Here is a 7,817-nt window from a genome sequence, read left to right on the forward strand (position 1 = left end):
GCCGCACGGGCTGCGTGACGGCCCCGGCCGCCCCGCAGCCTCCCGCTCCCGCGGCCCCGCCCGTCACGCAGCCCGTGCGGCTGACCAAGATCACGCTGACGAAGAGCGCCCCGTCCGTCTCGCTCGCCAAGCAGGGCGGCACCTCCGGCGCGCTGCGCGTCAACCTCAACTGGGAAGTGCGCAAACAGTTCAAGGGCTGGGGAGCGAAACTCGGACGGGCCGTCGCCATGCACGCCGATCTCGATCTTGATCTCTGCGCGCTCTACGAACTCACCGACGGACGCAAGGGAGTTGTGCAGGCCCTCGGAAACGCGTTCGGTTCTCTGAATCAGCCGCCCTTTATCCATCTCGACGGCGACGACCGCACCGGTGCACTTTCCACCGGAGAGAACATGACCATCAACCTCGATCACAAGAACCTGCTGCGGCGCGTACTGATCTTCGTCACTGTCTATGAGGGCGCCCGGAGTTTCGCCGATCTCCATGCCACGGTCACCCTCCAGCCGCAGAACGGCGCAGCCGTCGACTTCTCCCTCGACGAGTGCACCGTGCCCTCCACGGTCTGCGCCCTCGCCCTGATCACCAACAACGGCGGCGACCTCACCGTGCAGCGGGAGGCCCGCTACCTCGTTCCGGAACGGGGCGTCAGCCCCCAGCGCACCATCGACGCCGCCTACGGCTGGGGCATGAACTGGACGCCCGGCCGCAAGTGACGACCCGCGCCCGACCGGACCGGCCGCCCGCCTTGCGGCGGAGTCGTCACCGGTCGGGCGCGGCCTCCGGGCGCGCATACGTACGGCCCTTCCACGCCGCGCCCCGCCCCCGGTAGTGCTGCACGGCCGAGTCGACCGTCATCAGCAGGTACAGCACCGCCGTCAGCGGCAGCAGCGGGCCCAGCCACGGCGACTGCCGGTAGTACGCCAGCATCGGCAGATACGTCGCCGTCATCACCGCCCACGCCGCGCCGCCCGCCCAGGCCGCCGCCGCGTCACCCGTCGCCACCCCCGCCACCAGCGTCGCGGGCGGCGCCACATAGACGAGCAGCAGCCCCGGGACCGTCCCCGCCAGCAGCAGCGGGCTGTGCCGCAACTGCGCGTACGCACTGCGCGCGACCATCCGCCACAGATCCGCGAGCCGCGGATACGGCCGCACACTGTCCACCCGCTCCGCGAGCCCCAGCCAGATCCGGCCGCCGCTGCGCCGCACCTCCCGCGCCAGCGACACGTCGTCGATCACCGCCTGCCGGATCGACTCCGGGATCCGCGCCCGCTCGGCGGCCTCCGTACGCAACAGGACACAGCCCCCCGCCGCCGCGGCCGTCCGCGATCGGGCGCTGTTCACCCGGCGGAACGGGTAGAGCTGCCCGAAGAAGTAGACGAACGCGGGCACCACCAGGCGCTCCCAGACGCTCTCCACCCGCAGCCGCGCCATCTGCGACACCAGGTCGAAGCCGTCGGGGCCGCCGGGACCGGCCGCGGCCACCAGATCGCGCAGGCTGTCCGGCTCGTGCGCGATGTCCGCGTCGGTCAGCAGCAGGAAGTCCGGCTTGTCCCGCCGGGCCACCGCGATCCCGTGCCGCAGGGCCCACAGCTTGCCTGTCCAGCCCCGCTCGGGCTCCCCGGGCGTCACCACCGTCAGCGGGAGACCGTCGTACCGGGCGGCCAGGTCCCGGGCCAGCTGCCCGGTCCCGTCGCTGCTGCAGTCGTCGACGAGGATGATCCGCGCGTCCCCCGGATAGTCCTGGACCAGCAGCGACGGCAGGCTCACCGGCAGCATCGCCGCCTCGTCGCGGGCCGGCACGACCACCGCCACCGACGGCCAGCGCGCCGGGTCGGTGCGCCGGGGGAGCCGCTGGTCCGTCCGCCAGTAGAAGCCCTGCCCCAGCAGCAGCCACACCCACGCGATCAGCGAACCCACGGCGATCCAGGCAACGGCGCTCATCCGCCGAAGTCTGCCCCACCGAGCCCGGTTCGCAAGGGCTGTCGGCTAGGGTGACCGGGTGAAGATCGCGCTCATGGACTCCGGAATCGGCCTGCTGGCGGCAGCGGCCGCCGTGCGCCGCCTGCGGCCCGACGCCGAGCTGGTGCTCTCCTCCGACCCCGGCTCGATGCCCTGGGGGCCCCGTACCCCCGAGGACCTGACCGCGCTCGCCCTGGACGTCGCCCGCGCCGCCGCGGCCCAACGCCCCGACGCGCTGATCATCGCCTGCAATACGGCCTCGGTCCACGCCCTGCCGGCGATCCGCGCCGAACTGGAGCCCGCCCTGCCGGTCATCGGCACGGTCCCCGCGATCAAGCCCGCGGCCGCGGGCGGCGGCTCCGTCGCCATCTGGGCCACCCCGGCCACCACCGGCAGCCCCTACCAGCGCGGACTGATCGCGGAATTCGGCGGCTCCGCCGAGGTCACCGAGGTGCCCTGCCCCGGACTCGCCGACGCCGTGGAGCACGGCGACGAGGACGCGATCGACCGGACCGTCGCGGCGGCCGCCGCCCTCACCCCGTCCGATGTACGGGCCGTCGTCCTCGGCTGCACCCACTACGAGCTCGTCGCGACCCGGATCCGCGACGCCGTGCAGCGGCCCGGCCGCCCGCCGCTCGCCCTGCATGCCTCCGCCGGGGCGGTCGCCGCCCAGGCGCTGCGCCGGATCGGCGCGGCGCCGACCCCGACGGCCGCACCCTCCGGCACGCTCACCGTGCTGCGGGCCGGCCGGGTCGCCGCCCTCCCGGACGCTGCCCTGACCTACGCGGAAGGCCGGATCCTGGTCGCCGGAGCGCCCGTCCGCTGACCGTACGGCTCGCCCGATCGGCCCTCGCAGCTCCGGCCGGGGGACCGGAACGCGGCTACGCTGCTGAATATGACCGACCACCCCGAGAGTGCGAGGCACGGGTCGAGCCAGGCGCCGCCCGCGGAGTGGAACGGCCGCGCCACCAACCGGCTGCAGTGGCTGCTGGCCCTCGCGGGCGCGGGATGTGTGGCGCTCGGCATCGAGCTCGCCGTCGACGGGGCCTGGACCTCGGGCATCGCCCCGCTGCTCATGTCCGTGATCGGCTGCCTCGCCGCCGGACTGCTGATCCTCTTCGGCACGCTCGCCTTCGTCCATGTGGCCGTCAAGGTCGACGGGGACAGCCTGGAGGTCCGCTGCGGCCACGCCGGCGTGCCGCGCCGCCGGATCCTGCTCAGCCATGTCACGGGCGCGGAGTTCGTCCCCCGGATCAATCCGCGCGAGTGGGGCGGCTGGGGCTACCGCTGGCGCCCCGAACAGGGCACCGCCGTGGTGGTCCGCAAGGGCGAGGGCATGGCCCTGCGCCTCGGCGACGGCCGGACCTTCACCGTCACGGTCGACGACGCGGAGACGGCCGTACGGTTCATCCGGCAACGCCTGCACCTGCCGTCCCCGGGAAAGCGGCCCGGCGACTGACCGGGCCGCCCCGTCGCCCGGCATCCCGTCCGGTGGCCGGGCAGCCCGCCGCCCGGCATCCTCGCCGGTGACCGCGACGCCCCGGCGGCGAGCCGCCCCGAAGCCGCCGGGGACCCGGCCCCGCGCAGGTCAACGCCGCCGCTCACAGCCGCCCACCGTAGACTCCGGCGGGTGAGCGCCACCATGACCCCCGTCGACGATTCGCCGCCCCCGGCATCCCCCCGGGCCGCCGGACTGCCCCGGCGGCTCCTCCGCCCGGCCGCCGCCGTGCTGTCCGGGCTCCTGCTCTACGCGAGCTTCCCGCCCCGGACCGTGTGGTGGCTCGTGCTGCCCGGCTTCGCGCTGCTCGGCTGGGTGCTGCACGGGCGCCGGCTGCGGGCCGCTTTCGGCCTCGGCCTCCTGTCGGGCCTCGGCTTCATGCTGCCGCTGCTCCACTGGACCGGCGAGGACGTCGGCCCGGTGCCGTGGCTGGCCCTGGCCGCCGCGGAGGGGCTCTTCATCGCCGTGGGGTGCCTGGGCATCGCCGCGGTGACCCGCCTCGCGTACTGGCCCGTGTGGGCGGCCGCCGTCTGGACGCTGGACGAGGCGGTCCGCGCCCGGATCCCGTTCGGCGGCTTCCCCTGGGGCAAGATCGCCTTCGGCCAGTCCGAGAGCGCCTTCCTGCCGCTCGCCGCGCTCGGCGGCACCCCGCTGCTCTCCTTCGCCGTCGTCCTGTGCGGCTTCGGCCTCTACGAGGCGGTGCGCCAGGTCTTGGCGTACCGGTCCACCGGGAAGATCCCCCGTGCCGCCGTCGCCGGGGCCGCCGCGAGCGTCCTCGTACCCATCGCGGGCGCCCTCGCGGCACTGCCCCTCGTCGACGACTCGGCCGAGAACGGCACGGCCACCGTCGCCGCGATCCAGGGCAATGTGCCGCGCCTCGGCCTCGACTTCAACGCCCAGCGCCGCGCCGTCCTCGACAACCACGCCCGGCGCACCGCCGAGCTGGCCGAGGACGTGAAGGCGGGCAAGGAGAAGCAGCCCGACTTCGTGCTGTGGCCGGAGAACTCCTCCGACCTCGACCCCTACCTCAACACGGACGCCCGCCAGGTCATCGACGACGCGGTCAAGGCGATCGGCGCCCCCACGGTCGTCGGCTCGGTGGTCGAGAAGGGCTCCGACAGCCTCCGCAACACGCTGATCGAGTGGGACCCCGACCAGGGCCCCGTGGCCACCTACGACAAGCGCCACATCCAGCCGTTCGGCGAGTACATGCCGATGCGCACGGTCGCCCGCTTCTTCAGCGAGGACGTGGACCGGGTGCAGCGCGAGTTCGTCCCCGGCACCGAGGTGGGCGTCTTCGACCTCGCGGGGACGAAGGTGGGGCTCGTGACCTGTTACGAGGCCGCCTTCGACGACGCCGTACGCGACACGGTCACCCACGGCGGGCAGATGATCGCCGTGCCGAGCAACAACGCGACCTTCGGCCGCAGCGAGATGACCTACCAGCAGCTGGCCATGTCCCAGGTGCGGGCCGTCGAGCACGGCCGGGCTGTCGTCGTCCCCGTCACCAGCGGGGTCAGCGCGGTGATCCGGCCCGACGGCACGATCGTGGAGAAGAGCGGCATGTTCACCCCCGACGCCCTCGTCGACGAGGTCCCGCTGCGCTCCTCGCTCACCCCCGCCACCCGGATGGGCCCGCTGCCCGAGGGCGTCATCGTGCTGCTGGCCCTGGCGGGCCTGGGCTGGGTCGGCGTCTCGGCGCTCCGGGCCCGCAGGGCCGGAGGCACGGCACCGTAGCACCTGATCAGGCCGCGTAGGCTCGGATCCATGGCTACTCCCGACTTCATCCGTGACATCCGCGCCACCGCCGGGCACCAGTTGCTCCTGCTGCCCGGCGTGACGGCCATCGTGCTCGACGACGAGGGCCGCGTGCTGCTGGGCCGGCGCGCGGACACGGGGAAGTGGTCGGTCATCGGAGGGATCTCCGAGCCCGGGGAGGAGCCGGCGGCGACGGCGGAGCGCGAGGTGCTGGAGGAGACCGGCGTGCACTGCGTGGCCGAGCGGGTGGTGCTCACCCAGGCGCTGGAGCCTGTGCAGTACGCCAACGGCGACCGTTGCCAGTACCTGGACATCACCTTCCGCTGCCGGGCGACCGGCGGCGAGGCGCGGGTCAACGACGACGAGTCGCTGGAGGTGGGCTGGTTCCCGCTGGACGGGCTCCCGCCGCTCGGCGAGTTCGCCCTGTTCCGGATCAAGCAGGCCCTCACCGAGGGTCCCGCCTGGTTCCAGCCCACCCCGCGCACGACCTGAACCTTTACTGCACGGTGAGGGTTCCTGCGACCTCTACCGCACGGTGAAGTTCCCTGTCGCCCCGGTGAACGGCGTGATCTTCCCGAGCAGGTTCTTCGCGTCCCCGTGGTGGACGATCCGGTAGGTGCCGGGTGCGGTGTCCGCCGCGATCCTCCAGGTGATCGTGGCCTTCGAGGTCCCGCTCAGACCGTTGAGCCGGGACCAGCGGTAGGTGGTCTCCCAGTCACCGTCGTCCAGGACCCGCTTCCAGGTGCCGTTCTCCAGCCGCTGGACCTCCAGGAAGGTGGAGCCCCGGCGGACGTTGTTCTTCGGGTGGCCGGTGGCGAACTCGACGGTGGCGGTGGAGCCGGGCGCGTACGAGCTCTCCGGGGCCTTGAGGACCCCGCCGAACGCCTTGCCCGTGGGCGGGTTGTCGTACACGACGCCCGTCTGGAAGGTGAACTGCCGCCCCGACTCGTCCGCCGGCATCGTGCCCCGCTCCAAGGCCGTGCCCGCGCGCAGGGACGCCGCGATGCGGGCGTACTCCTGCTGATAGGCGGGCAGGGTGTAGCGGCCGTACAGCGTGGAGCCGCCCTCGTAGTTCTGGGTGTCGTACTCCTCCGGCGTCGTGACGTACTGGCTGTAGGCGTTGGCGTACCCCTGGAGCAGGACGCGGTCCAGCTCCACGCCCAGCCGCTCGGCCACCGTGCGGCGTACGCGCAGGCCGGAGGCGATCGTGAACTCGCCCGGGGCGGCCACCAGGTGCAGCTCGCCGATCTTCATGATCTGCAGGGGGAGCCGCTTCGGGGTCACCGGATGGACGTTGCTCAGCAGGCCCGTGGGGATCAGGCTCGCCTTGGGGTACTGGCAGGTCGCGAGCCAGGACGGGGTATCCACGCGCAGCGCTTCGAGGACGGTGGCGATCGGGGTGCGCATGCCCTCCTCGAAGAGGGGGATGGCCGGGCCGTCCTCGACGCTGCCAGCGAGCGTGGACGCGCCCACGACGGCGGGACAGGTGCGGTGTTCCTTGCCGTCCGGGGTGTACTCCGGCCGTACGGTCACGTTCTCCATGTCGACATAGGCGAGCCGGGAGTCGACCCCTCCGGCGACGGGCCGCGCATCGTCGTAGATCTCGCGGGCCTTGTCGAGCTGGCGCTCGCCGATGATGCGCGCGTTCTCGAACGCGTCCTCGGTGGGCCCGGAACCGGGCTTCAGGTTGAGGTTGGGGGACATGTCGCCGGCGTTGGTGTTGGGGAAGGCGGCGACGAATCCCGGGGTGTCGTCGAGATACCGGACGCCCTCGTGGTCGTGCTCCCAGGCGTAGGAGGCGTAGCCCTTGTTGTCGGGGCTGATGAGCGTGTTCTTGTTGGTGATCGAGGTGTTGTGGGTGGCGAACCAGCTGATCGCCCCCGCGTCCTTCTCGCCCTGCTGGAAACGCAGCACGGTCATCGCCGGGTCGATGCCGTCGGGGAAGGCGGCCCGGTCGGCGGCCGGATTGCGGTCGAACGCCTCCCGCGAGCGGTTGACGCTGGCGTTGGTCAGGGTCCCCGTTCCCAGGCTCATCGTGCCGGGCTTCAGGTCCTCGTGCGCCTCGGCCACGGACTCGGTGATGCCGTCGACGATCGCCCGGTAGGTCTCCTTCTGGAAACCGAGGACGGAGAGGTTGTAGGCGACGTTGTGGGAGTACCCGCCGGGCCCCGAGTGGGTGTGGGTGGCCGAGAGCAGGACGTTCTCCTCGCCGTACAGGCTGCCGTAACGCTCCTTCAACTGCGCCATGACGCCCTGCCGGACGGACTGGAAGACCATCGCCAGGTCGGCGTTGACGTACACCACCCGCTTGCCGCTCGCCCGGTCGACGACGACGAAGGCGCGCGACCGCTGCCGCTGGTGGATGCCCGAGGTCTTCTGGTCGAAGCTGGAGTAGCCCATCATCCCCGTCTCGGCCGCCTCGCCCGTGACATCGGCGATGCCGCGCCCGACGAGGTAGCCCGGCTCCTCGGCGGTGTCCGACGCGGACGCGGGGGAGGGGGCGCCGAGGGTGACCGCTCCGAGGGCGGCGGCGAGCAGGGCGACGGGGAGCCTGCGCCGGGAGCGGCGGACGGTGGGGGGTGGCATGGAACCTCCTGGGGCG

The 7,817-nt window shown here is 72.9% G+C and carries 7 protein-coding genes; 5 read left to right on the forward strand and 2 right to left on the reverse strand.

What is annotated here, in order from left to right; genetic code table 11:
* Positions 1 to 713, forward strand: a 713-nt coding sequence (locus D3105_RS30475) for a TerD family protein (protein WP_425315768.1), incomplete at its 5' end; no start/stop codon positions are given.
* Positions 714 to 759: 46 nt separating this feature from the next.
* Here the strand turns inward: D3105_RS30475 and D3105_RS30480 are convergent.
* Positions 760 to 1,941, reverse strand: a complete 1,182-nt coding sequence (locus D3105_RS30480) for a glycosyltransferase (protein ID WP_118906144.1) — start codon at positions 1,939 to 1,941, stop codon at positions 760 to 762.
* 58 nt (positions 1,942 to 1,999) lie between these two features.
* On the opposite strand from D3105_RS30480, the gene D3105_RS30485 reads away from it, so the two are divergent.
* The 4 genes from D3105_RS30485 (at position 2,000) to D3105_RS30505 (ending at position 5,707) form a co-directional block, all read left to right on the forward strand.
* Positions 2,000 to 2,785, forward strand: a complete 786-nt coding sequence (locus tag D3105_RS30485; protein WP_118906145.1) for a glutamate racemase — start codon at positions 2,000 to 2,002, stop codon at positions 2,783 to 2,785.
* Positions 2,786 to 2,854: 69 nt separating this feature from the next.
* On the forward strand, positions 2,855 to 3,418 hold the full coding sequence (locus D3105_RS30490; RefSeq protein ID WP_118906146.1) for a hypothetical protein: 564 nt from the start codon (positions 2,855 to 2,857) through the stop codon (positions 3,416 to 3,418).
* A gap of 183 nt (positions 3,419 to 3,601) precedes the next feature.
* Positions 3,602 to 5,194 carry an apolipoprotein N-acyltransferase gene (gene lnt / locus D3105_RS30500; protein WP_118906148.1) on the forward strand — a complete coding sequence of 531 codons (1,593 nt, stop codon included), beginning with the start codon at positions 3,602 to 3,604 and terminating at the stop codon, positions 5,192 to 5,194.
* Positions 5,195 to 5,224: 30 nt separating this feature from the next.
* Positions 5,225 to 5,707, forward strand: coding sequence for an NUDIX hydrolase (locus tag D3105_RS30505; RefSeq protein ID WP_010061792.1), 483 nt, complete (start codon positions 5,225 to 5,227; stop codon positions 5,705 to 5,707).
* A 33-nt stretch (positions 5,708 to 5,740) separates the two neighbouring features.
* Here D3105_RS30505 and D3105_RS30510 read toward each other — a convergent pair whose 3' ends face one another.
* Positions 5,741 to 7,801 (reverse strand): neutral/alkaline ceramidase, encoded by a 2,061-nt coding sequence (locus D3105_RS30510; protein ID WP_118906149.1) that lies wholly within the window; start codon positions 7,799 to 7,801, stop codon positions 5,741 to 5,743.
* Between the last annotated feature and the right edge of the window lie 16 nt (positions 7,802 to 7,817).

The organism is Streptomyces globisporus, assembly GCF_003501885.1.
Lineage (GTDB): Bacteria > Actinomycetota > Actinomycetes > Streptomycetales > Streptomycetaceae > Streptomyces > Streptomyces globisporus_D.